Source organism: Helicobacter sp. T3_23-1059 (genome assembly GCF_053654515.1).
Genome location: NZ_JBSIUV010000021.1, coordinates 1 through 22,241, shown reverse-complemented (window position 1 = coordinate 22,241; position 22,241 = coordinate 1). Strand labels below are relative to the sequence as shown.

The 22,241-nt window shown below is 40.8% G+C and carries 20 protein-coding genes; 7 read left to right on the top strand and 13 right to left on the bottom strand.

The genetic code is table 11. The features are described from left to right. Positions 1-21 precede the first annotated feature (21 nt). Positions 22-363, bottom strand: a complete 342-nt coding sequence (locus ACWIX0_RS07380; protein ID WP_454173251.1) for a DUF6394 family protein — start codon at positions 361-363, stop codon at positions 22-24. Positions 364-523: 160 nt separating this feature from the next. Between ACWIX0_RS07380 and ACWIX0_RS07375 the strand changes: the two genes are divergently transcribed. Then, the gene (locus ACWIX0_RS07375; protein WP_454173249.1) at positions 524-670 is read left to right on the top strand and encodes a hypothetical protein; all 147 of its coding nucleotides are present in this window, start codon (positions 524-526) and stop codon (positions 668-670) included. A 28-nt stretch (positions 671-698) separates the two neighbouring features. Here ACWIX0_RS07375 and secF read toward each other — a convergent pair whose 3' ends face one another. The 4 genes from secF to nhaA form a co-directional block, all read right to left on the bottom strand. Further along, a complete protein-coding gene (gene secF / locus ACWIX0_RS07370; protein ID WP_454173247.1) occupies positions 699-1,682 on the bottom strand; it encodes a protein translocase subunit SecF in 984 nt (327 codons plus the stop codon). A gap of 43 nt (positions 1,683-1,725) precedes the next feature. Further along, positions 1,726-3,408, bottom strand: coding sequence for a protein translocase subunit SecD (secD, locus tag ACWIX0_RS07365; RefSeq protein WP_454173246.1), 1,683 nt, complete (start codon positions 3,406-3,408; stop codon positions 1,726-1,728). A gap of 15 nt (positions 3,409-3,423) precedes the next feature. Next, on the bottom strand, positions 3,424-3,738 hold the full coding sequence (gene yajC / locus ACWIX0_RS07360; protein ID WP_454173245.1) for a preprotein translocase subunit YajC: 315 nt from the start codon (positions 3,736-3,738) through the stop codon (positions 3,424-3,426). An 80-nt stretch (positions 3,739-3,818) separates the two neighbouring features. Then, on the bottom strand, positions 3,819-5,270 hold the full coding sequence (nhaA, locus tag ACWIX0_RS07355; protein WP_454173243.1) for a Na+/H+ antiporter NhaA: 1,452 nt from the start codon (positions 5,268-5,270) through the stop codon (positions 3,819-3,821). Positions 5,271-5,542: 272 nt separating this feature from the next. On the opposite strand from nhaA, the gene ACWIX0_RS07350 reads away from it, so the two are divergent. After that, positions 5,543-5,860, top strand: coding sequence for a hypothetical protein (locus ACWIX0_RS07350; protein WP_454173241.1), 318 nt, complete (start codon positions 5,543-5,545; stop codon positions 5,858-5,860). Between the two features lie 290 nt (positions 5,861-6,150). Here ACWIX0_RS07350 and def read toward each other — a convergent pair whose 3' ends face one another. The 4 genes from def to tig form a co-directional block, all read right to left on the bottom strand. Further along, positions 6,151-6,747: a peptide deformylase gene (def, locus tag ACWIX0_RS07345; protein ID WP_454173239.1), complete on the bottom strand. Its 597-nt coding sequence runs from the start codon at positions 6,745-6,747 to the stop codon at positions 6,151-6,153. Further along, entirely contained in the window at positions 6,713-7,825 is a 1,113-nt protein-coding gene (locus ACWIX0_RS07340; RefSeq protein WP_454173237.1) for a GGDEF domain-containing protein, read from the bottom strand. The genes def and ACWIX0_RS07340 overlap by 35 nt, the downstream gene beginning before the upstream one ends. 161 nt (positions 7,826-7,986) lie before the next feature. Then, the gene (gene clpP, locus ACWIX0_RS07335) at positions 7,987-8,574 is read right to left on the bottom strand and encodes an ATP-dependent Clp endopeptidase proteolytic subunit ClpP (protein WP_454173235.1); all 588 of its coding nucleotides are present in this window, start codon (positions 8,572-8,574) and stop codon (positions 7,987-7,989) included. Between the two features lie 21 nt (positions 8,575-8,595). After that, complete coding sequence (gene tig, locus ACWIX0_RS07330; protein ID WP_454173234.1) at positions 8,596-10,044, bottom strand: trigger factor; 1,449 nt, start codon at positions 10,042-10,044, stop codon at positions 8,596-8,598. A gap of 178 nt (positions 10,045-10,222) precedes the next feature. On the opposite strand from tig, the gene fliI reads away from it, so the two are divergent. Continuing rightward, entirely contained in the window at positions 10,223-11,527 is a 1,305-nt protein-coding gene (gene fliI, locus ACWIX0_RS07325) for a flagellar protein export ATPase FliI (RefSeq protein WP_454173232.1), read from the top strand. Positions 11,528-11,747: 220 nt separating this feature from the next. Here the strand turns inward: fliI and ACWIX0_RS07320 are convergent, their stop codons facing one another. Then, positions 11,748-11,996 carry a hypothetical protein gene (locus ACWIX0_RS07320; RefSeq protein WP_454173230.1) on the bottom strand — a complete coding sequence of 83 codons (249 nt, stop codon included), beginning with the start codon at positions 11,994-11,996 and terminating at the stop codon, positions 11,748-11,750. A gap of 105 nt (positions 11,997-12,101) precedes the next feature. On the opposite strand from ACWIX0_RS07320, the gene ACWIX0_RS07315 reads away from it, so the two are divergent. Both ACWIX0_RS07315 and ACWIX0_RS07310 read left to right on the top strand, forming a co-directional pair. After that, on the top strand, positions 12,102-12,437 hold the full coding sequence (locus ACWIX0_RS07315) for a hypothetical protein (RefSeq protein WP_454173228.1): 336 nt from the start codon (positions 12,102-12,104) through the stop codon (positions 12,435-12,437). Beyond that, complete coding sequence (locus ACWIX0_RS07310) at positions 12,407-12,610, top strand: hypothetical protein (protein ID WP_454173226.1); 204 nt, start codon at positions 12,407-12,409, stop codon at positions 12,608-12,610. The genes ACWIX0_RS07315 and ACWIX0_RS07310 overlap by 31 nt, the downstream gene beginning before the upstream one ends. Positions 12,611-12,637: 27 nt before the next feature. On the opposite strand, the gene ACWIX0_RS07305 is transcribed toward ACWIX0_RS07310, so the two are convergent. Together ACWIX0_RS07305 and ACWIX0_RS07300 are read right to left on the bottom strand one after the other, a co-directional pair. After that, the gene (locus ACWIX0_RS07305; protein WP_454173225.1) at positions 12,638-15,571 is read right to left on the bottom strand and encodes a hypothetical protein; all 2,934 of its coding nucleotides are present in this window, start codon (positions 15,569-15,571) and stop codon (positions 12,638-12,640) included. Positions 15,572-15,794: 223 nt separating this feature from the next. Further along, complete coding sequence (locus tag ACWIX0_RS07300) at positions 15,795-15,986, bottom strand: hypothetical protein (RefSeq protein ID WP_454173223.1); 192 nt, start codon at positions 15,984-15,986, stop codon at positions 15,795-15,797. 223 nt (positions 15,987-16,209) lie between these two features. On the opposite strand from ACWIX0_RS07300, the gene glmU reads away from it, so the two are divergent. Further along, a complete protein-coding gene (gene glmU, locus ACWIX0_RS07295; protein WP_454173221.1) occupies positions 16,210-17,613 on the top strand; it encodes a bifunctional UDP-N-acetylglucosamine diphosphorylase/glucosamine-1-phosphate N-acetyltransferase GlmU in 1,404 nt (467 codons plus the stop codon). Between the two features lie 200 nt (positions 17,614-17,813). Here the strand turns inward: glmU and ACWIX0_RS07290 are convergent, their stop codons facing one another. Beyond that, positions 17,814-19,199: a S41 family peptidase gene (locus ACWIX0_RS07290; RefSeq protein WP_454173219.1), complete on the bottom strand. Its 1,386-nt coding sequence runs from the start codon at positions 19,197-19,199 to the stop codon at positions 17,814-17,816. Between the two features lie 371 nt (positions 19,200-19,570). Between ACWIX0_RS07290 and ACWIX0_RS07285 the strand changes: the two genes are divergently transcribed. After that, positions 19,571-22,162, top strand: coding sequence for an ATP-dependent Clp protease ATP-binding subunit (locus ACWIX0_RS07285; protein ID WP_454173218.1), 2,592 nt, complete (start codon positions 19,571-19,573; stop codon positions 22,160-22,162). Positions 22,163-22,241: the final 79 nt, after the last annotated feature.

Sequence of the window (22,241 nt, the reverse complement as noted above, 5' to 3'; positions counted from 1 at the left end):
TGCTGCCTTATGTAGATTTTGCTAGTAGTCATTATCTTGCTTTTGTGCACTTTCTATAAATAGCAAGATTAGCGAAAAAATATTTGCCATCATCGCACCGATGACAAAGACATAGGCAAGTTTTTCATTGTGCAAGACTTGGAGTATGCCAAAAGCGGGCAAAAGATGAAAATCTGCCACAATCGAGCTAGCAAAGAGTTCAGATGACAATCGCTTGCGAACCCCGATTTTAAGTGTGGTGGCGATTAGGTTTAGCGCGACTGCTACAAAGAGTATCGCCACATCGGGCGCAAATAAAAATCCAGCCGTTGAAGTGGCACTGCTTAGGGTAAAGAATATAAAAATGATTTTGCCCCAGTCCATTGTTGCTCCTTTATTTTGTGTTTATACGAAATTTAGGAAATTCGCCTTTGGGTAATCATTGCATAGATTTTGTATTTTGCCACAAGGCACGCACGATAAGTGCGCTAACCTTGTGTCAAAATACAAAAAACTACACAAGCAATACCACAAATGCTAGAATTTGGATTTTAAAAACGCTACGATTTTTACACAAAATCTAAATTCTAGCATTTGCGGTATTGCTTTATGTAATCGTTTTGCCCAGCGAATGAGGCGTATTAGACATACGCCGTTAGACGAAGCGGGGGATAGGGATTACACAAATTGATTACCCAAAGGCGAATTTCACAAAAAAGCTATACGCGTCCTCCTTCATATTGCGCCCGCATCCTCGCCCTCTCCTGCGCCCTCTTTGCTTTCATCATCTCTTTTTTGTGATAATCCTCGATATTAAACCCTAGTAAAATCGCTAGTTTTGGTGCGACATACATCGAGCTATAAGTCCCAACGATGACGCCCACAAGCATAGGCAATGAAAATCCAACAATAATCCCACCACCAAAAAGATACAAAGTCAGCACCACAAAAAACACCGTGAGTGAAGTCAAAAGCGTGCGAGATAGCGTGTGCGAAATGGCTTCGTTGATGACTAGCTTAATATCATTTGTTTTATCAGTTAGCATTTTTTCACGGATTCTATCAAAGATAATGATAGTGTCATTTATGGAATATCCAATAAGCGTGAGAAGCGCGGCTACCACTTCTAAGTTTAAATCAATCTCAAATACAATCACACTTGCAGCGGTCAAAATCACATCGTGGATAAGGGCTAATATCCCAGCAAGCGCAAATCTCCACTCATATCGAAAACTCACATACACCATCATCGCTATAAATGCCATCAGCAATGATATGATTCCTTTTTGTCGCAGTTCATCCCCTACTTGCGCTCCCACAGAATCTAGCTTGCGTATCTCAAACTCCCCGCCATTCTCTTTGCTAGGAGCTAGCAATGTCTCTAAAATAGGAGCGATATTTGCGCCCTCTAATGCGTCATTATGTGGGATTTTAATAGAAATCTCTTGGGCAGAATCAAACTCACTAACGCGAACACCTTTAAAGCGAGAATCCGCTTCAAGCAATGTGCGCACTTGCTCTATGGGAGCGATTTTTTCATAGCGCACCTGTCCTGCACTCCCCCCTGCAAAATCAATCCCCGCATTAAAGCCTTTGAAAAATAGCAGGGCAAACGCAATGATAAGCAAAAATACGCTTGCGATAATGCCATAATTTGAATATTTGACAAAATCATAAATCTTAATCTTTTTAAACATTTCCATTTTTATACCTTTTTGCCATTTTGTTATGTTTTATTTTGCGTGATTATGTCGAGCTAGTTTTGCGTTTTTGGATTTTGGTGTCTTGGTTTTTAGCAACTTGGACTTTGGAAACTTGCGTTTTTGTGGGATAGCTTACGCCAAACCAAAATCCCATTTTATTACTTTTGCTAAGTCGCGGGAGCAATGCTTGATAAACGCCCTGCGTGCCGATAATCGCCGTGATAATAGAGGCTAAAATCCCTATCCCTGTGGTAATGGCAAAACCTTTTATCGCGCCCGTGCCATAGGCATAGAGTAGCACGGAGGCGATAAGTGAAGTAATGTTTGAATCAAAAATAGCCCTAGAAGCATTTACATAGCCGATTTGTATCGCACGGGCTATGCCTTCACCTGCGCGAAGCCCCTCTCTTATGCGCTCATTTATGATGATATTTGCATCGACTGCGACACCCACGGTTAGCACGATTCCAGCCATACCGGGCAAAGTCAAAGTCGCTTCAAAAATCGCCATTACAGCGATGATTAACGCTAGATTTATGATTAGCGCAAGTGATGCTATCACGCCAGCCATACTATAATACACTATCATAAATCCAACTACTAGCACAAACCCCCCTATAAGCGCAATCATAGAGGAGCGAATCGAATCCGCACCAAGACTTGGTCCCACGCTTCGTTTTTCTAGCACAGCTAGCGGTGCAGGAAGCGCACCAGAGCGAAGTGTGATAGCTAAATCTGTGGCTTCTTCGGGGGTAAAGCTACCTGTGATTTGCCCGCTAGAGCTTATGCGTGCTTGTATGGTTGGGGCGGAGTAGATTTTATTATCTAGCACGATTGCCATTCGTTTGCCGATGCTTGCACCAGAAAAATCCGCAAACCGCTTCGCACCAGCAGAATTTAGCTCAAAGGCTACGGCGGGGCGATTGTTTTCATCATAGGCTACGCGTGCATTGCTTATCATCGAGCCATCTAAAATCGGCACGGCTTTTAGCAATAATTTTGGCAGGGAATTTGGATTGATTTTTTGATAAGATTGCGCTTCTTTGGTGCTTTCTGCATATTCTAAAATCACATCTCCTAAGCCTTGTGCTTCTACTTCGCTCATAGATTCTACGCGTGAATTACTCCCCTCATCAACAGCCATTAACTGCAAAAATGACGCCTTTGAGATGAGGTTTCGCACACGCTCTTCTTGGGCGATATTTTCTTGTCCGGGGATTTCTACTAAAATATTATCCCTGCCTTGACGCGTTACGCTTGGCTCGGCTAATCCAAACTCATTCAAGCGATTGCGAATCGTGGAGATTGCTTGCTCTAGGGCTTGATTTCGCACCTCTTGTTGCTCTTCAGGACTCATCGCTATGGTGTAGTGCAAATCGCTAGAATCCACCTTTATCCCACGCATCGAGCCTAAAATATCATTTAGCCCGCTTACATCATCACTATCGATTAAATCAAACTCCACGCTAGAATCTAACGCCTGAAGTGAATTTAGCAAAATATCTTTTTGCCCTGCTTCATATTCTATGCCAGAGGCTAGAGAAGCATAGCGGGATTTGATAGCTTCATCAGTATCCACGCCCAAAAGCAGATTTAGCCCACCTTGCAAATCAAGCCCAAGCGTAATCTTTGGTCCCTTTGTATCAAAAAAGCTAGACACACAAAACACCACGCCAAACACAATAGCAACGATAAAAACCAAAAGTCTAGGATTGTTGATTTTCATAATATGTGCTTAAAACTATGCTTTTGTTATATTTTTACTAGAATCATTTTGCAGAGTTTCATCGACTTTGAAAGAAACAAAATCTTTTGAAAGCCTAGCCGTGCTATCATCGCTTAGACGCACGGTAAAAAATGTATCTTCTACTTTTATGACTTCGCAGACAAAGCCACCTGTGGATACGATTTTATCGCCTTTTTTTAGGGATTCTATCATTTCTTTATGTCGCTTTGCTTGCGTTCTTTGCGGACGAATCAGCAAAAAATAAAACACCGCAAAAAGCACGATAAAAGGAATCAACGCCTGAAAAATATCACCAAAATTACTACCCATTTTGTATCCTTTATGTTATTTGTATGTTTGTTTAAGCTAACTTACGCTTTGCAAACAAAGTCGTTATTTTAACACTTGTTTTATGGATTTTTCTTTACTTTTGATACCAAAATCAAAAAAACCGCCCCCACAATGCCAGATAAAATCGAGCCACTAAGAATGGCTACTTTTGAAATATTTGTCGCTATTTCAAAATGCTCCGTGCCTTTGAATGCCAAATCTGATACAAACATAGACATCGTAAAACCTATCCCGCCTAGTATACCAGCACCCAAAATCTGCGACCAAGAGATTCCGCTAGGACGAGCGGCTATGCCTAGTTTTTCGCTTGCAAAAGTGATGGCAAATATGCCTAAAGGCTTGCCAATAAGTAGCCCTAGCACCACGCCTAAAAATATCTTATCCACGCTTAAAATATGGCTAAAATCCATATCCGCCCCACTTAGGCTAACCCCCGCATTTGCAAACCCAAAAAGAGGCATTATCACAAACGCAGCCCACGGCTGAAGCCCTCTCTCTAGCCGTCCTAGAGGGCTTTGGACAGATTTTAGGCTATCTTTTATCGCCCTTAGGCTTGCGATTTGAGAATCGCTTAGAAACTTTTGTGTGCCTTTATTGTCCTTATCTTCATCAAACTTATCTGCGGTATCTTTGACTAATGGTGCAAATTCTGCAAACGAAATCTTAGGACGCACAGGGATACAAAACGCTAATGCTACTGCTGAAATAGTCGCGTGAATCCCACTATAATGCACTGCAAACCATAGCAAAAGCCCCACGCAAAGATATGGGGTTAGGGATTTTATACCAAATTTATTTAGCCCGATTAGGACACATAGTAGCAAAATCGCCAAAAATAACCAGCCTAAATGCAAACCATTTGCATAAAATATCGCAATCACCACAATCGCCCCTAAATCATCAACCACCGCAAGCGTAACCAAAAATACTTTCAACGCCATAGGCACGCGACTTTTAAGTAGCATTATCACCCCTAGCGCAAAGGCAATATCTGTCGCCATTGGAATCCCAAATCCGTGCACACTAGGCGTGCTAGCATTTAGCGAAAAATAAATAATCCCGGGCACAATCATACCTCCAAGTGCCGCTAATGCAGGGAAAATCGCCTTTTTAAAGCTAGCTAGTTCGCCTGCGACTACTTCGCGCTTGATTTCTAGCCCCACCATAAGAAAAAAGATAGACATAAGCACATCGCTAATCCACTGATGAATACTAAAACCTACAAAAAAACTACCATCTTCTGCGCTAAATCCAAGCGAATGCGCGCTTAGAGATTCTAACCATTCCGCATTTGGAAAAGCGTGGATAAGCCCTTGTGCCTCGACTCCTAGCTTTATATGCCAAAAGTTAAAATAATGCTCGCTTAAAGGGGAGTTTGCCACTATAATCGCTAATAGTGCTGCAAAAAATAGCACTATTCCGCCCATCGCTTCGTTTTTAAGGAAGCTAGCAAATACCTCACGCAATCCGTGCGCTTCTATTTTTTCACTTCGGCTACCTAGTCGCTCCATTTATGCTCCTTATTTTTTGCTATTTTTATATTTGATTTTGTGATTTTTGGTTATTAGGCACGCAAAATCAAAATTGTATCAAAATCAAATCCAAAATCAGTTTAAAACTTTATAAGCGTGTGAATTTTGCATAATGTCAAAATCTAGCACAAAGATTAGGCAAAATACAACTTAAATGAATTGTTGTTTAGTGGTTTTGGTAAGTTTTGTAAAAAAACTTGTTGTTTGATTTTTTTAGTTTGGCTAGTTTTTGCTTTTTCAAAACCTCAATTATGACAATGTTGCCGTCATTGCGAGAATTTGTGTTGTTATCATTGCGAGCGGATTTACTAAAATCCGCGTGGCAATCTATGCTTGTGCCATACTTAAGCGCACGCCTGAAGTATCAAAAAAATACCAATCCTTGTCATATTGAGCGCATAAGCGCGAAATATCTCTATTTACATTTTGAAGTTTTTAGATACTTCGGTTTCAGTATGACAAGTGTTGGCATTATGACAATTTTTAGCTTGTGGATTACGACGCAAGTCTTGTGTTTTTCTCGCCGTGACGATAACGCTTCTTATACCTCAAACTCTTGTCATACTTAGGTTTTTTACAAAAAACTGAAGCATCTCGCATAAAAAACAAAAAACAGAGATATTTTGGGCTAATGCCATCAATATAATAATAAATATGACAAAAAAAGAGTTTTTGGCTTTTTTAAAGTCTCAATTATGACAAAAGAGATGATTTATCGAGATTATACAAAAATAGTGCGATAAATTTATCTCTGCAATGTTTTTTGAGGTGGATTTAGCCTTGCAATGATTTTAGCCTTGTGATATTGTCGGTGCGTTTGTGAAGTTAATTTGTGAATATAAAATGCGATGATTTTTATCTATGATTCTTGTGTGGATTTTGGTTTAAGATTTTGTCTTTGCTCTCTTTGGAGTTTTTTTAGCTCTTTTTCAAATTTTTTTCTACGCAAAATGGGCAATTTATCTACAAAAAGGATTCCATTTAGGTGGTCTATTTCGTGTTGGAGGCAAATCGCAAGCGTGCCATCTGCTTGCAAAATATGCTCCTTGCCAAATCTATCTTGGTATGCCACACTCACACTCTCAAATCTCTCAATATCCTCAAAAAATCCCGGGACAGATAAGCACCCTTCTTTATATAAAGTCCGCCCATCTTGTTTCAAAAATACAGGGTTTATGATTTCTAGTAAATCCTCTTTGCGCTGTTCTGTGGGGATAGCATAGCTCCCGTCCTCTTGGAGCTCTGGCTGTGCGCCCTCTATCTCACGGGGGATATTTATCACTAGCGCACGGATAGGCTTGCCTACTTGAATCGCCGCTAATCCTATACCCCCACTATGTATCATCGTCTCATACATATCATCTAAAAACTGATGCAGATTCTCATCAAAATCCTCCACAGGATTTGATTTTTGCTTAAGTTTAGAGTTTGGGTGCTTCAATATCGTCAATAACATCGGCGTTTTCGTCATCTTGTTGGTAGATTTTGCAGTGCTGTTTTTCCTCTAGGGCGACTTTTAGGGTAGAGAGACAGGCACTTTGAGTTTCTTCGATGGAGCGTTCTGGCATTATCTTTGCGATACTTGTAGAAATGTCTAACTGTAGATTTAAATCCCCCACAAAAACATCGGTGATTTGGGCTGCTTGATACAATGCCACACAGATTTCTTGTGCTTCTCTAATGTCTGAATACTTTAGCAAAATCCCAAAAATCCCCTCGCCAATATAGCCGATAAAATCACTCGTAGGCACATGCTTTTGCAAAAATTTTGCCAAAGTCTTTAGCAATATCATAAACACAGGCGAATCCTGCCCTACATTGCGTGATAGCTCGTTTGACAAAGATGAATACACAAGGATTGAGGGGTGGTTAAATTCTTGGCAGAGTTGTTGTTCTTTTTGCAATGCGGCGTTAAAAAAGTTGCGATTATAGACATCAAGATTTAAATCATAAACAGAATTTTGGCTAATTTGTTTTAGATTTTTATCAGTTTTGACATACAAATCACGGATTTGGTCGAGCTGCTTTGAAGTAATGGTGGTTACTTTATTCATATCACGCACGAAAAAATCCATTACATTTCGCAAGGTTAGTTTATTATCCGCTTGCTCCATATCTTGGCTATATTGACGGACGACATTTTGAGCGATTAAGAAATTTTGATACACCACCGACATACAATTTAGCACCTGTTTTATCACGCGCAAACTCTCCCCGACAGATTTTTCAAAGATTAAAGCGCGATTTTCTAAATCTGATTGCAAGCGCATAATCGTGCGGATTTTTTGCTTTGTCGTGGGGGATTCTTTTTCTAAAAATTTTTCAAAATAAAGTCGGTAATTTGATGGCAGGCAGGGCAGGGATTCTTGTTGGATAGTTTGCACAGCAGTCTCGGATAGTCTAGCCACTACACTTAAAAAATCCTCCCCATCGCCCGGTGCGACATCGCCATCTTCGCCACCTCTAGGCACTGCAGGATTTACGCCAGATAAAAATGGATTATCTGAAATGCTTGCTTTGTCATCTTTTGCCATTTTGTGCCTACCTTTTTTTAAATTTTGTTTTTTGGACTTTATGTTAGATTTTGTGCTTTTTTATTTTGCACTTTGTAGAATCTATTTTTATCGTCCGTTTGTTTTTTTTGTCTTTAACTTGATTTGAAATCGACTTTATAAAGCGATTTTGAGAGGGTAAATTATTTTGCGCTACGCTCTAAGATTTTATCAATCAACCCGTATTCTTTGGCTTCTTTAGCACTCATAAAAAAATCTCTCTCTGTGTCTTGCGTGATTTTTTTTAGATTTTGCCCTGTGGTGGCTGCCATTATCTCATTTAGCTTTGCTTTTAGTCGCAAAATCTCTTTTGCTTGGATTTCGATGTCGCTAGCCTGTCCTTGTGCGCCACCTAAAGGCTGATGAATCATAATCCTAGAATTTGGCAGAGAAAATCGCTTACCCTTTTCGCCACAGCTTAGCAAAAACGCCCCCGCACTAGCCGCTTGCCCGATACATATCGTGCAAACGCTAGGACGGATATAATTCATCGTGTCATAAATGCTAAACGCGCTTGTGATAACGCCACCGGGAGAGTTTATATATAGATTTATATCTTTTTGTGGATCTTCTGCTTCTAAGAAAAGTAGCTGTGCGACAATGGAGCTAGCCACCATATCATTTATCTCGCCACTTAGCAAAATCACTCTGTCTTTTAGTAGCCTTGAGTAAATATCGTAGCTTCGCTCGCCTCGCCCTGTTTTTTCGATGACATAGGGGATATAGTTCATTTGATTGCCTTTGTATGTTGTTTATGATTTTGTGGATTTTTTTGTGTCATTTTTGCTTGCGTCATTCTTGCTAGAATCGGCTTTAGATTCTTTGGTTTTAGATTGTGTTTGCTCTTTTGTGCTTTTTTCGCTTTTGGCAGAATCTTTATTTTGGCTATTTTTTGTCGCAGTTTTTTGCTCTAGCCCTGCTTTTTTATCAAGCATTGTGTGGAGGACTTTATTTTCTATGAGCGACATTTTTACCGCAGGTAGCAGATTGTTTTTTTGGTAAAACTCTAGCGTATCTTTTGGATTTTGCCCACTCATCAACGCTTCATAATAAATCGCATTCATTACCTCTCTATCATCGATTGTGATATTTTCTGCCTTTGCAATCGCATCAATGATGAAAGTAACTTTGACATTACTTTGGGCTTCTTTGCGGTATTCTTCGCGTTTATCTTTTGCTTTTTTGGCATCTTGTTGATAGGTTTTTAGCTCATCTTGTGGTATCGTTGATAGGGCATTGCGAAATAGCATATCCATTTCTTGCTCGACAATCGTTTCTGGCAAATCAAAATTAAAGCTAGAATCTAGTGCTTCTAAAAATTTGCTTTTCATTTCCTCATTGTAGTGCTGGATTTTTAGCTCATTTGCTAGCTCATCTTTTATGCTAGATTTTAGCTCTTGTAGTGTCGCGTCCTCTTTGCCCATTAGTTTTTTTGCTAGCTCGTCATTTATGTCTTGTTTTGCTTTTTCTTTTATGGCATTTATTTTGACTTTAAAAGTAGCTAGTTTGCCTGCTAGATTTGGTGCTTGATAAGTCTCGGGAAATGTTACTTGTATGTCTTTTTGTTCGCCTATTTTTGTGCCGATTAGCCCTTCTTCAAATCCTGCGATAAATTGCCCAGAACCAATGGCTAAATCAAAACCACTAGCCTTGCCCCCCTCAAACGCCACGCCATCTACAAAGCCCTCAAAATCAATATTTGCCACTAAGCCGTTTTTGACACTTTTGCTTGTGGATTCTACCAAAGGTGCGTTGCTAGAGGCAAAATTTTCTAATCTTTCTTGGACTTGTTTGTCAGTGGGGGTTGGGATTTTAGGAGTTGGGATTTTGGATTTATAATCGCCTAGTGAAAATTCAGGCACGATAGAGATTTTTATCTCCACTTCTATGTCATCTTTGTCTTTTTCAAACTTGCTTACTACGGGGTTTCCTATTAAGTTTTGTTCTGTTAATCCTAGTTTTTGCAACGCCTCTTTTAGCATTTCTTGGATAGATTCTCTCTCTGCATCTTGTTGCATAGAATCTTTGTAGCGCGCTTTTATGATATGGGTTGGGACTTTGCCTTTTCTAAAGCCATCGATTTTGATATTTTTGCTAGCTTTTTGTGCGATAGATTCTAGCTTGGATTCTAGCTCTTTTAGGGTGATTTTGCCTTTTGCTATGGCGTTTGCGGCATTTAGCTTTGTGGTTTCTAGGTTCATTTTTTTCCTTTTTTTATCGTTTTTAGTCGCTTTTTGCTTGCTTTTTTGTCATAAAATTTAGCACAAAATAATCCGCCATTTTAGCCAAAAATCCCAAAAAACATTATAAAATTGCTGAAAAACTTTGTGCTTTTAGCGCGTTTGCTTTAAAAAATTTAAACAACATTTAAGGATTGTAATGTCGCTTGATTTGCTAAAAAACAAGCTAGCCACTCGCCCAAACCTCTCTCCCCAATATGGCTCTATCCACAAAATCACACCTACGATTATCTACGCACGCGGGATTACGCCTAGTGTGGGCGATATAGTGCAGGTTTTGCATAAAGATGGCAGTCAATCGCTAGGCATAGTAACAGTAAGCGAGGGAAATGGTTTTGGGTTTAATCCATTTGAATTTGTGGAAAATTTTGGCATACACGATAAAGTCATTATCCAAAAAAATGGGCTTACTTTTCCTGTGGCAGATTCTATGCTAGGGCGTGCTTTTGATCCTTTGGGAGAGCCTATCGATGATAAACCGCCTTTAGAGAATCCTATTTTTGTGCCTATTATAAATCCCCCCATAAAAGCCCTAAAACGCGGAATCATAGATGAAGTTTTTGATGTGGGGGTGCGCTCTATAAACGCGCTTTTGACTTGTGGCAAGGGGCAAAAGCTAGGGATTTTTGCAGGCTCAGGCGTGGGGAAATCTACACTAATGGGAATGATAGTGCGCGGGTGTAATGCACCTATAAAAGTCATAGCTTTGATTGGCGAGCGGGGTAGGGAAGTGCCAGAATTTATCCACAAGTCTTTGGGAGGGAGTTTGGAAAATACGGTGCTGATAGTAGCCACAAGCGATGATTCTCCGCTTATGCGCAAATACGGGGCATTTTCGGCTATGGCAGTGGCAGAATATTTTAAATCACAGGGCAGAGATGTGCTTTTTATTATGGATTCTATCACGCGCTTTGCGATGGCACAGCGCGAAATCGGGCTAGCATTAGGCGAGCCTCCCACAAGCAAAGGATACCCTCCAAGTGTGCTAACGCTTATGCCTCAACTTATGGAGCGAGCGGGCAAAGAAGAGGGCAAAGGCTCAATAAGCGCGTTTTTTACCGTGCTTGTGGAGGGAGATGATTTGGCAGACCCCATAGCCGACCAAGCTAGAAGCATACTAGATGGGCATATCGTGCTAGAGCGCAATCTTACGGATTTGGGAATCTACCCGCCCATAAATGTGCTATCCTCTGCTTCACGCGTGAGTAATGATATAATCGATGAAACACAAAAAGAGTTGATTCAAAAATTTCGCCGTTATTATTCTCTTTTGCGCGAAAATGAAGTGCTTATCCGCATAGGCTCTTATCAGCGCGGTAGCGACCCAGAGCTAGACTACGCGCTAGATAGAAAATCTGCTATGGAGCATTTTTTAAAACAAGCAGAAAAAGAAGTCATCAGTTTTGAAGAGTCCTTAGGGCAATTAAAAGCACTTTTTGGGTAGAAGTGGTTTTTGCCTTGCTTTATATTTGTTGGTTAATTTGTATCGTTGTCATATTTAGCATTGGCGAAATATCTAGTCATTGCGAGCGGGTAAAACTAGCGAAGTAGCCAAATGTTTTTGTAAAATCGCATTATGTTGCAAAATTTTGGTTATTTACAGGATTTACTTTTTTGGATACTGAAATGTTTTGCAAAAAGTTTAGTATGATAATTTATAGCTTTTAGATTATTGCGCAAGTCTTGCGACTTGCTCGCAATGACGAGATGCTTTGGCTTTTAAAAAACATAAGGCTGACAAAAAACCAACCCCCAAACCCCATCCGCAAGGGAGGAGGGATTCTGTCATTGCGAGAATTTGTATTGCTGTCTTTTTGAGATTCTAGGCTTTTGTCAAAAAGACTAGAATCGTGAAAATCTATCGCTATAAAAATGTCAAAAACACGCTTTTTGGTAAAAAATAATAGGCTCAAGACAACTTAAGCGGTTGATTTCTTATCATTTTTGGCAAGATTTTATACAAAATCCGCTCGCAACGACGGCGTTATTTCCCACTCCCTTGCGGAGTCGCAAATCTTTTGTCCCCCCTCCCTTGCGGAGGGGTTAGGGGGTGGGTATCTTTAAAAGTATCCAAATCACCCGCTTCCTTAAAAAACGCCACTTCGTCATTGCGAGCGTTGCAACGCAACGCGTGGCAATCCACGACAAAAAACGCTACAAATGATTCTAGCGTTGCAGATTTTGCAAAAGCAGATATTGCAAATGCAGATTCTAGCGTTGCAAATTTTGCTAGCGCAAAATCTACCCACCCCCACCCAACGGGTTGCGAGGCGTTAGCCGAAGCAAAACCCCCTCGTGCTAAGGGAGGGGGCTTTAAGAAGCATTGCCACTCTTTCAAGGGAGGGGGCTTTTAACTATTCAAGTAAATCGTCATTGCGAGCGAGCAAAAGCGAGCGTGGCAATCTATCATTCAAGCAAAGTAGATTGCCACGCATTAGATTCTGCAAAAATGCAGAATCTAATTGTTTTGCAATCACAGCAAAATCACAAAAATCTAATAACAATGCAATTAAACTTCCCCTCTTAAGACTTCCACAATTAAAATTTTCACTAATTAAGATTTTCCGCCAAACCAATACACATATTTCATATTAAAAGCCGTGCTAACCCCGTGAAATCTATCATTTTCACTTGCCTTGCCAAATTCATTAAAATTTGAGTAAAAAAGCCCATTATACCCTGCGCTTAGTTCGTGGTTTTGCTTTAGCGTCCATATAAAATCCAAATCAATATTGCCATAGAGTATCGGCAATGCGATTGTCCCGCTACCACTAAGCCCACCGATTTTAAACTCCCCTTCAGGCTTGTTTAGCACATTGTATCGTAGCCCACCTATCGCGCTCATTTTAAAGCCCTTCGTCCATACTTTGTAGTATTTCACACTCGCAGCGACTTGTGGGAGATGCCACATTTGCATAGGGTAGTATTCATTGCCACCTAGTTTATATTTTGCCTTTTGTAGCTTCATATCTAGCGGAGATAAAACATCATAGCTTAGCCCTAGCTCTGGGGCTATGTAGCTATTAAATTTTAGTTGGTAAAAGTTGATTCCGCTTCTTAGAGACGCTCCCGCACTCCATATCAGCGGTATCACAGAATCAGGCGTATTTGATTCTAGTTTAAATTTGATATTTGGCAGTGGGCTTTGCGCGCTAAATGAAGGCATATCTAGCCCTGCGCGCAAATTTAATTTAAGATAAAATTCCTGTGGTTTTGTCTCAAAGGCAAAACTTTGGAAAAAAGTCGCGCCGATATTTAGCGAGCTATTATGCACGGTGGCTTGCGTGCGGAGTAGTTCTGCATCGACATAGGCGTATTCATACCCTAGATAGCCACCTAGTATCCCCTCTCCCACTGCTCTTTGCACGCCCCCTATCATTCCTCCGCTCCACTCTGTCGCGCTTGCTACGCCTAGCTCTGCGTAAGAATGCGCCGCATAGGGTAGCACAAAGGCGATATGATTTTTATTCCCCCCATAGTCCAAAAACGCCTTATCTGTCTTAGATTTTCGCTTTGTGGATTTATCTTGCTTCATTGCTTTTCGCATAGCAGGGGAGTAGCGATTGATTCTAGCGGGGTTATTGACATCGCGTTGGTTTCTAGCGCGGTTTAGGAAAATCTCTTTGTCTTTTTGGGCGTATTTTGATAAATCGCTTCTAAAGTTCTTTTTCATCAAAGAATCTAGCGCGTTTTGCGTCATCACCGCTCGTCTCATATAGCTCATCGTGATGATGCGCCACAGCGAAGCCCCATAGCTTGTGGCAATATCTGGGCTAACGCGAAATCCAACTCCCATATCGTGCAGTGCCGTGCCTAGCCCTGCGCTTAGGTGGGAAAAATTTAGCTGACTTGTTGTGCCATCGGCATTTGTTATGTCTTTGCCACCATTGCTATCTAGTATTAGTTTTTCATAGTAGTAAGTGTTGTTTGCGTCTGTTACGCCCTCGCCTATGTTGATTCTTATCGCTCCTGCCCCTACTTCGCTTACTTTTGTGATTGTATTTGCACTGATATGCTCGGGGTATATGTTTGTAGTGTGGGTTTGGTTATTCCAAGTGCTAGGATTGCTATTTATCGTAAGGGTTGATTGATAGATATTTAGATTTTCTATCGTGCCGCTTCCGCCGATATTATATAGCCCTAGCACAGAGGCAAAATCCCCCGCAAACTTTTTCCACCCCAAATTTAGCTCTTTTATCGTGCCATTATTAGTTAGCTTGCTTACAAATGAGCTTCTATCCGTCCCTCCAAACCCTCCATAAATCGCCATAGCATTCACTGTCTTGTTTGCGTTTATGGTTATCCCTCCTAAGTATTCTCCGCTTCTCTCATCTACGCGTCCTATCTGCGTGCCTCCGTGTATGCTTAAAGATAACGCCCTGCCATAGACATTTTTCACGCCATAGCTATCGTAATCGACATTTGTGTCAATCTCCATTGCATAAAAGCTAGAGCCATTTGAGTTATGGTTTGCGGATTTTTCACTATATGGCATAAGGATTCCAAGTGGTTTACCTGCGTGAGTGCCTGTAAATTTTAGGGTAGTATCTGGCGCATTTACACCAAAAAACTGAAATGAAAAGTCAAATTGTGCTGTGCCTAGATTGGCTAAATCTAGTATGGCTGTGCCTGCCCCTATGGAAGTGGATATGGGGCTACTTTTATCATCAGTGCTACCTATGTAAAAAAGTCCGCCTTGAGTCGCGCTTTTGGCTGCGTTTTCTAGCTGGGATTGAAATAGGCTAGCAGAAGCAAATGAGCCTGTGCAATAGACTTTTTGCTGTGTGCTACTCCAAGGAAGTCCTGTGGAGGCTAATATACACTCTCCTGCCACTGCTACATTTAGGCTAGCTATGCCTGCTAGCAATGCGCTAGCGGCTAGGGATAAGGCTAGGCGTTTTTTTGGTGTTGTTTTTGCATTTTTGGATTTTAAAAGCCCCTCCCTTGCGGAAGAAGCCCAAAAAGAAGCCCCCTCCCTTGCGGAGGGGGTTTGGGGGTGGGTATTATTGTAACTATGGGAGTTTTCATTGCCGTCATTGCGAGCAATTAGATTCAGCATTTTTGCAGAATCTAATGCGTGGCAATCTACTTTTTTTGTATTATAGGATAGATTGCCACGCTCGCTTTGCTCGCTCGCAATGACGGAGTTTTCTTTGTCATTGCCTACAATGACGGCGGTGGAATCTAAAGATACCCACCCCCTAGCCCCCTCCGCAAGGGAGGGGGAACAGAAGGCAAAATCTTCCGCAATGGAGGGAGGACAAGAGTTTTGCGACTCCGCAATAGAGTGGGAAATCACGCCATCATTGTTAGAATTTGCGTTGCTGTCATTGCGAGATTCTAGGTTTTTGTCAAAAAGGCTAGAATCGTGGCAATCCACACCTACGCCATAATTGTGAGCGCAATTTGTTGTGCGTGGCAATCCATTGTCTTTGTCATCATAAAAATCCCCAAGCGTTTGCTTAGGCTTTGTGTGAGTATTTTTCATTTTGTTTTTCCTTACAAAATTTTATAGCGCGTAATGCGCGTTTTTATCATCAAACTTCCAAAGTGATTCATTTAAGGTAAATAAATTGTAAATCGTAAATCTTAAACAAAATAAACTTAATTGCAGCTGAAAATAAAAACAAAAAAAAAAAAAAAAAAACGGCGATTTTTACACATTTTTTTTAGAAAAAAGCGGAATTTTTATCAAAAATAGTAGATTTTTATCATTGCCTTTGTGCTAAATAATCATATTTTTTACAGATTTTCATAGATTTATTTGATTTTGGATTTTGTGTGGATTTGTTTTTGTAAAAGTCTAGGTGTGATAATGCTTGCTTGCTATTGCGAGTAATTAGATTTTGCATTTTTGCAAAATCTAATGCGCGACAACCTACAAAAATAAAAAACAAAAACATATTGTCGCGCTTTGCATTAAAATGCAACGCTCGCAATGACAAAAACATTTGTAAGATTTAAGCGCAAAGTGTAGTATCTCAAAATCTCACTAGCAATGATAAACAACGGCACAAATTTCATTAAGAGTGGTTAAAAGATTCTGTATTTTTGGGATAAAGTGCTAAAATTTGGCATTTTTACTTCTGCGCCCTGCATTCAAACATATCAACTAAGGACATAAATATGGATTTTTCAGTGATAATTTTAGCCGCTGGAGCTGGCACGCGTATGCGCTCTCACACTCCCAAAGTCTTGCATACGATATGTGGGAAGCCGATGATTTATTATATCGTGCGGGAGGCGTTGAGCGTGAGTGATGATGTGCATATCGTGCTATATCACAAGCGCGAAATGATAGAATCTTATCTAAAAAAAAGCCTAGAAAATGGCGAGCTAGAAGGAAATCTAGTCTTTCATACCCAAAATCACGAAGCATTCCCGGGGACAGGTGGAGCGTTTTTTGTAAATGAGGGCAAAAAATCTAGCCAAAATGATGGTAAAAAAATCATAGATTTTGCCCACGAATGCGTAGTGGTGCTAAATGGCGATATGCCTTTAATCACGCGAGAAACGATTGCAAAAATCGCACATTTTTTGAAACCTAATAATGACAAAAACACTGCAAAAATCGCCATAAGCACAATGAAGCTAGAAAATCCAAGTGGCTATGGGAGAGTGATATTTGACAACTCAAATGTGGCTAATGAGGCTTGTGGGGCAGAGGTGGAGGCAATCATCGAGGAAAAAGACTGCGATGAATCCCAAAAGCTCTTAAATATCGTAAATGCTGGAATCTATGCGTTTGATAGAGGGATTTTGCAAAATCTATTGCCAAAGATTTCTAATCATAACGCACAAAAAGAATTTTACCTCACAGATATGGTTGCCCTAGCGCGTGCGCAGGGGATAAAAATAAGTGCGTTTTGCGGGGATAAAGATGAATTTATGGGGGTAAATTCTAAAAGCGAGTTAGCAAAGGCAGAATGCAAAAAGCTAGAATATTTGAGGGAAAAAGCGATGAAAAATGGCGTGATAATGCACTTGCCACACACGATATATATCGAAGAAGAAGTCGAGTTTAGCGGGCAATGTGAGCTAGAAAGTGGCGTGGTGCTAAAGGGGAAGACGCTCATACAAGATAGCATTATCAAATCCCATACCGTAGTAGAATCTAGCCAAATCATCTCTAGTGATATTGGACCATTTGCACATATTCGTCCAAACAGCGTGATAAATTCTACGCACATTGGCAATTTTGTAGAGACAAAGGCAGCAAATCTGCAAGGGGTAAAAGCTGGGCATCTAAGCTATCTAGGGGATTGTCAAATAGGGCAAGGAAGCAATGTGGGAGCGGGGGTTATCACTTGTAATTATGATGGCAAAGCGAAGCATAAAACTATCATTGGAGAAAATGTATTTATCGGTAGCGATACGCAATTAGTAGCCCCTGTAAATATAGAATCTAGCGTGCTAATCGCGGCTGGCTCTACGATAACAAATGATATAAAAAGCGGGGATTTAGCGATTTCTCGTGTAAAGCAAGTGAATAAAGCAGGATTTTTTAAGAGATTTTTTGGGGATAAATAAAAATGTGTTTGTAAGTCGCTTGCACAGGCTAAAATTAGCCACTTACAAACTAGATTTTATAATATCTAGTTTGCTTGCTAGTTTTTTTGCGGTGATTGGCATAAATAGGGTTTTTGTAAATCGCAAGATTTTTCAAAACCCAAAGATTTTGAAAAATCCAAATTTTTTAAAAAAAAACTAGGCAAAAATGTTAGCCCAAATTATTGCTTAGCTTTATCTAGGATATTCCACGCAGTTAGGGCGTCTAGCGCGGATTTTAGCTGTATGTCATCGGCTATATCTGTTTGGGTGATTAGCTTTTTGGATTCTTGTTTGGATTCTGCTGGTTTGCTATCTTTATTGTCGATTTTGCGTAGCTCATTTTCTAAATGATTTTTTAAATCCGCTTCTTTTATCTCAAATCCATTATCGCCTTGAGGCACGCTACCGGGATGGACTATTATATCGGGTTTTACTCCTACTGCTTGTATGGTGCGCCCGCTTGGGAGGTAGTATTTTGCGGTGGTTAGTTTGATAGCTTCATTTGAGCTAATGGGTATTACCATTTGCACGCTTCCCTTGCCAAATGTCTCTTCGCCTACCACGATAGCTCTCCCGTGGTCTTGCAATGCGCCTGATACGATTTCGCTAGCACTTGCTGTGCCTGCATTTACCAAAGCTACGATAGGTAGTTTAGCATAAGGGGCTTTGCCTGTGGCTTTGTAGCTGATATTTTCCTCATTGACTTTGCCTTTTTGGGATACGATTACGCCATCTTTGATAAATAGATTTGATAAATCCACCGCTTGGTCTAGCAATCCGCCCGGATTGTTTCGCAAATCTAGCACAAGCCCTTTGATTTTGCTATGCTCTTTTAGTGCCGCGCTTGCAGATTGCGTTACATTCTCATCAAAAGAATTGACACGCAAATACAAATAATCCGTGTCTTCAATTTTTTTGGCATACACAGATTTTACTTTGATTACATCACGCACAAGTTTAAATTCCATAGGTTTGCCCTCACCCTTGCGAACTATGCTTATAGTGATAGGTGTTTTTGGCTTGCCTCGCATTAGATTTACGGCATCATCTATACTCATTCCTATGGTGCTTTGATTTTCGATTTTTAGGATTACATCGCCACTTTTTAGCCCCGCTCTTTGGGCTGGAGTATCATCTAGGGGAGCGATAACGGTAAGTGCGCCATCTTTTAGCCCCACTGTGATTCCTAACCCGCCAAACTCGCCTTTAGTTTGGATTTTTAGCTCTTTGTATTTTTTTTCATCTAAGTAAGCGGAATGCGCATCTAAATTGCCTATAAGCCCGTCAATAGCCTTATCTACAATATCTTCTACACCCATTTCATCGACATAGTAAGATTCTATGATAGACAATGTTTTGGAAAATTTTTCAATCGCTTGGGCGCGCTGCTTGCGCTCTGTTTGTGGATTTTGTGGTTTTTGTGTGGCTTGCGAGATAGCAAACACATTGCTAAACGCTAACAAAGCCCAAACAAAAGCTATGCCTATGCCTAAAAAAAAGTATTTTTTATTTACAAATGTTTTTTTTAGCCCCGTCTTTGTGCCTACTTCTTTAATGGTATTCATTTTGTTTTTTTTCTCCCGCTTTGTTTTGTGTGGATAATATAGGGCAACTTTTTATGCTATGTATCAAAAGTGCCACGATTTTGCCAAGCCCAAAATCTGCTTAACAAAAACGCGTATTCTACCCAAAAAGTATAAAGTATTTAGCAAATATCAAGCCAAATCCCACAAAAACGACAAAAACAAGCGATAATTTAGGCATTTTGTAACAATTTATCGCAGATTTTGCAAAACCTTTACAATAAATCAGTAAAAAAAGTTTATATGTTTAGACTAAAGTATTATAATGCTTTGCGTATAAAGTTTGATTTTATCCAAACAAAAACCGATTTTATACGCTAATTTTTTTCAACAAAATCCATAAGGAGCAACAAATGCAAAACAATCTTTTTGACAAACTTACCAATCATTTCAAAGAAACGCTAGATTCTGCGGCTTCTCTTGCCCTGCACGCGAGCAATGCCGAACTCACAACCAAGCACATAATCTGGGCAATGCTAACCAATCATCAAAGCCTACTAAACCAAGCCCTAAACAAGATGGGCGTAGAAAAATCGCCATTAGAGCTAGAGGCAAAAAGCGCGGTGGATTCCCTGCCAAAAAGCTCTGGCGTCTCAAGCGAAAATATTTCCATTGCCAAAGAGCTAAAAAGCGTGCTAGATTTAGCTCTAGCCCACGCCACGCAAAATGGCGATAGCTTTGTCGCGGTGGATAATTTCATCATCGCAAACTTCAAAAACGAGGATTTTAAGCAGATTTTAGGCAAGCATATCGATATGCACGAACTTGTAAAAACTCTAGAATCTATCCGCGCAGGGAGCAAAATCCTCAATCAAAACGATGATTCTACGCTCGAAGCCCTCGCCAAATACGGAATCGATTTGACCGCAAAAGCCATAGAGGGCAAGCTAGACCCTGTGATTGGGCGAGATGAGGAGATTCAGCGACTTATGCAGATTTTAATCCGCAAGACAAAAAATAATCCAATCTTGCTAGGCGAGCCGGGTGTCGGTAAAACCGCAGCCGTAGAGGGACTCGCCCAAAAAATCATCAAAAAAGATGTGCCACTCTCTTTGCAAAATAAACGCGTAATCGCGCTTGATATGAGTGCGCTAGTAGCGGGGGCGAAGTATCGCGGGGAGTTTGAGGAGCGACTAAAAGCCGTAGTCGATGAAGTCAAAAAAAACGCGAATGTGATTTTGTTTATCGATGAGATTCACACCATTGTCGGGGCGGGGGCGAGCGAGGGGAGTATGGACGCGGCAAATATCCTAAAGCCCGCACTCTCACGAGGCGAGCTCCACACCATAGGCGCAACCACGCTCAAAGAATATCGCAAATATTTTGAAAAAGATGCGGCTTTGACACGGCGATTTCAGCCTGTGGCGTTAAATGAGCCAAGTGTCAATGAATCTTTGCAAATCCTGCGCGGGCTAAAAGAACGACTAGAAGCCCACCACAAAGTCAATATCACAGATTCCGCGCTTGTGGCGGCTGCTAAGCTCTCTTCGCGCTACATTACGGATAGATTTTTGCCTGACAAGGCGATTGACTTAATCGATGAAGCCGCAGCCGAGCTAAAAATGCAAATAGAATCTGAGCCCTTTGAGCTCGCGAGCATAAAGCGCGTGGTGCAAAATTTGCGCGTGGAAAAAGAGGCGTTGAAAATGGAAAAAGACTCCACCCAAACGAGCAATCGCCTAAAAGAGATAGAAAAAGAAATCAGCAACGCCGATGAGGAACGCGCCAAGCTAGAAGCGAAATTTGAAAACGAAAAGAGCGTGTTTGAGCAAATCGCCAAAGCAAAAGATGAAATCGAGAATTTAAAGCGCAAAAGCGATATTTGCAAGCGCGAGGGCAAACTCGAAGAGGCAGCAAAAATCGATTATGACACGCTTCCAAAGGCGATTGAAAAACAAAAGGGCTTAAATGAAAAATGGGAGCAAATGCAAGAGGGTGGCACACTGCTTAAAAATGCCGTTACACAAGAGAGTATCGCTAAAATCATTAGTCGCTGGACGCAAATCCCTATCCAAAAAATGCTCCAAAGCGAGAAAGAAAAGATTTTGGGAATTGAGGAAACATTAAGCGAATCTGTCATCGGGCAAGAAGCTGCCCTAAAAGCAATCGCTAGAGCCATTAAACGCAACAAAGCGGGACTTAGCGATAGCAATCGTCCTATTGGGAGTTTTTTATTTCTTGGTCCCACAGGCGTTGGCAAGACAGAATCTGCTAAGGCATTAGCGCGATTTCTCTTTGATAGTGAAAAAAATCTGGTGCGATTTGATATGAGCGAATATATGCAAAAGCACGAAGTATCGCGCCTAGTGGGTGCTGCGCCGGGCTATGTGGGCTATGAGGAGGGCGGACAGCTCACTGAAGCGGTGCGCAGGAAGCCTTATTGCGTGCTACTTTTTGATGAAATCGAAAAAGCGCACCCCGATGTGTTTAACCTGCTTTTGCAAGTGCTTGATGATGGGCGTTTGACAGACAATAAAGGCGTAACGGTGGATTTTAAAAACACTATTATCATTTTGACAAGCAATATCGGTAGCGATAAAATAATGAGCATAGAGGATAAGACTAAGCGTGAGAGTGCTGTGAAAGAAGAGCTAAAGGGCTACTTTAAGCCAGAGTTTCTTAACCGACTTGATGATATGGTGATTTTTAATCCGCTGCGTGCGGAGGAAATCGCTAAAATCGTGGATATTATGTTTGAAGGAATCGCTAAAAAATTGCGTGAGAGAGACATAAGTATCACTCTAGATTCTAAGGCAAAAGAGTTTATCGCTAGCGTGGGGTTTGACCCCGTGTTTGGTGCGCGTCCGCTCAAACGGGCATTATACGAGGAAGTCGAGGATAGACTAGCCGAGCTCATCTTGCAAGATAAGCTAAAAGATGGGGATAAAGTAGAATTTAGCGCGGACAAAGAGGGGATAAAGGCGAGAGTTTCACATTCAAAGTAGCTTAAAAAATGGCTAATTTTTCTAATGAAAAATATCTAATTTTAAGGTGGAGGGTTTTTGCATTATTTGGTAAAAAAAT

What these genes read in the sequence shown, in the direction of transcription:
- ACWIX0_RS07380 (WP_454173251.1), bottom strand. Translation starts at nt 363, where the DNA reads ATGGACTGGGGCAAAATCATTTTTATATTCTTTACCCTAAGCAGTGCC.
- secF (WP_454173247.1), bottom strand. Translation starts at nt 1,682, where the DNA reads ATGGAAATGTTTAAAAAGATTAAGATTTATGATTTTGTCAAATATTCA.
- secD (WP_454173246.1), bottom strand. Translation starts at nt 3,408, where the DNA reads ATGAAAATCAACAATCCTAGACTTTTGGTTTTTATCGTTGCTATTGTG.
- yajC (WP_454173245.1), bottom strand. Translation starts at nt 3,738, where the DNA reads ATGGGTAGTAATTTTGGTGATATTTTTCAGGCGTTGATTCCTTTTATC.
- nhaA (WP_454173243.1), bottom strand. Translation starts at nt 5,270, where the DNA reads ATGGAGCGACTAGGTAGCCGAAGTGAAAAAATAGAAGCGCACGGATTG.
- ACWIX0_RS07350 (WP_454173241.1), top strand. Translation starts at nt 5,543, where the DNA reads ATGACAATGTTGCCGTCATTGCGAGAATTTGTGTTGTTATCATTGCGA.
- def (WP_454173239.1), bottom strand. Translation starts at nt 6,747, where the DNA reads ATGTTATTGACGATATTGAAGCACCCAAACTCTAAACTTAAGCAAAAA.
- ACWIX0_RS07340 (WP_454173237.1), bottom strand. Translation starts at nt 7,825, where the DNA reads ATGGCAAAAGATGACAAAGCAAGCATTTCAGATAATCCATTTTTATCT.
- clpP (WP_454173235.1), bottom strand. Translation starts at nt 8,574, where the DNA reads ATGAACTATATCCCCTATGTCATCGAAAAAACAGGGCGAGGCGAGCGA.
- tig (WP_454173234.1), bottom strand. Translation starts at nt 10,044, where the DNA reads ATGAACCTAGAAACCACAAAGCTAAATGCCGCAAACGCCATAGCAAAA.
- fliI (WP_454173232.1), top strand. Translation starts at nt 10,223, where the DNA reads ATGTCGCTTGATTTGCTAAAAAACAAGCTAGCCACTCGCCCAAACCTC.
- ACWIX0_RS07305 (WP_454173225.1), bottom strand. Translation starts at nt 15,571, where the DNA reads ATGAAAAATACTCACACAAAGCCTAAGCAAACGCTTGGGGATTTTTAT.
- ACWIX0_RS07300 (WP_454173223.1), bottom strand. Translation starts at nt 15,986, where the DNA reads ATGTTTTTGTTTTTTATTTTTGTAGGTTGTCGCGCATTAGATTTTGCA.
- glmU (WP_454173221.1), top strand. Translation starts at nt 16,210, where the DNA reads ATGGATTTTTCAGTGATAATTTTAGCCGCTGGAGCTGGCACGCGTATG.
- ACWIX0_RS07290 (WP_454173219.1), bottom strand. Translation starts at nt 19,199, where the DNA reads ATGAATACCATTAAAGAAGTAGGCACAAAGACGGGGCTAAAAAAAACA.
- ACWIX0_RS07285 (WP_454173218.1), top strand. Translation starts at nt 19,571, where the DNA reads ATGCAAAACAATCTTTTTGACAAACTTACCAATCATTTCAAAGAAACG.